1 rRNA gene is annotated in these 1,717 nt (G+C 54.3%); it reads right to left on the bottom strand.

What is annotated here, in order from left to right:
- Nucleotides 1-13: 13 nt before the first annotated feature.
- Nucleotides 14-1,717: ribosomal RNA gene (locus tag L696_RS0117630) — 23S ribosomal RNA — on the bottom strand; the annotation flags it as partial.

Below are 1,717 nucleotides of genomic sequence, written 5' to 3'. Positions count from 1 at the left end.
TTGCGTTTTATCTTAGGATAAGCCCTCGACCGATTAGTATTGGTCAGCTCCATGCATTACTGCACTTCCACCCCCAACCTATCTACCTCGTCGTCTTCAAGGGGTCTTACATACTGGGAAATCTCATCTTGAGGGGGGCTTCACGCTTAGATGCTTTCAGCGCTTATCCCTTCCGTACATAGCTACCCAGCGGTGCTCCTGGCGGAACAACTGGTACACCAGCGGTACGTCCATCCCGGTCCTCTCGTACTAAGGACAGCTCCTCTCAAATTTCCTACGCCCACGACAGATAGGGACCGAACTGTCTCACGACGTTCTGAACCCAGCTCGCGTACCGCTTTAATGGGCGAACAGCCCAACCCTTGGGACCTACTTCAGCCCCAGGATGCGATGAGCCGACATCGAGGTGCCAAACCTCCCCGTCGATGTGGACTCTTGGGGGAGATAAGCCTGTTATCCCCAGGGTAGCTTTTATCCGTTGAGCGATGGCCCTTCCATGCGGTACCACCGGATCACTAAGCCCGACTTTCGTCCCTGCTCGACTTGTAGGTCTCGCAGTCAAGCTCCCTTCTGCCTTTGCACTCTTCGAATGATTTCCAACCATTCTGAGGGAACCTTGGGGCGCCTCCGTTACTCTTTAGGAGGCGACCGCCCCAGTCAAACTGCCCACCTGACACTGTCCTCGTACCGGATTACGGTACCAAGTTAGAACCTAGATACGATCAGGGTGGTATCCCAAGGATGCCTCCTCTCAAGCTGGCGCTCAAGTCTCTTAGGCTCCCACCTATCCTGTACAGATCGTACCCAAATTCAATATCAAGCTGCAGTAAAGCTCCATGGGGTCTTTCCGTCTTGTCGCGGGTAACCTGCATCTTCACAGGTATTAAAATTTCACCGGATCTCTCGTTGAGACAGCGCCCAAGTCGTTACGCCATTCGTGCGGGTCAGAATTTACCTGACAAGGAATTTCGCTACCTTAGGACCGTTATAGTTACGGCCGCCGTTTACTGGGGCTTCGGTTCATAGCTTCGCTCTTGCGAGCTTACCACTCCCCTTAACCTTCCAGCACCGGGCAGGCGTCAGCCCGTATACTTCGCCTTGCGGCTTCGCACAGACCTGTGTTTTTGCTAAACAGTCGCTTGGGCCTTTTCACTGCGGCCCCCTCGGGCTATTCACCCTACCGAGGCACCCCTTCTCCCGAAGTTACGGGGTCATTTTGCCGAGTTCCTTAACGAGAGTTCTTCCGCGCGCCTTAGAATTCTCTTCTCGCCTACCTGTGTCGGTTTGCGGTACGGGCACCTTCTCCTGGCTAGAGGCTTTTCTTGGCAGTCTGAGATCATGACCTTCGCTACTACAATTTTCGCTCCCCATCACAGCCCAGCCTTACGATGTGCGGATTTGCCTACACACCAGCCTCACTGCTTAGACGGACATCCATCCGTCCGCGTCACTACCCTACTGCGTCACCCCATCGCTCATAACGGATTACGGTGGTACAGGAATTTCGACCTGTTGTCCTTCGACTACGCCTATCGGCCTCGCCTTAGGTCCCGACTTACCCTGAGCGGACGAACCTTCCTCAGGAACCCTTAGGCTTTCGGCGGATCTGATTCTCCCAGATCTTTTCGTTACTCATACCGGCCTTCTCACTTGAATGCAGTCCAGCGCTCCTTACGGTACACCTTCAACCCGCATTCAACGCTCCCCTACCCCTGAT

It is taken from the genome of Paenibacillus maysiensis (assembly GCF_000520815.1).
In the GTDB taxonomy this organism is placed as follows: domain Bacteria; phylum Bacillota; class Bacilli; order Paenibacillales; family Paenibacillaceae; genus Paenibacillus; species Paenibacillus maysiensis.
Note: the sequence above shows the minus strand (reverse complement) of the source record. Positions and strands in the feature narration are given on the sequence as shown.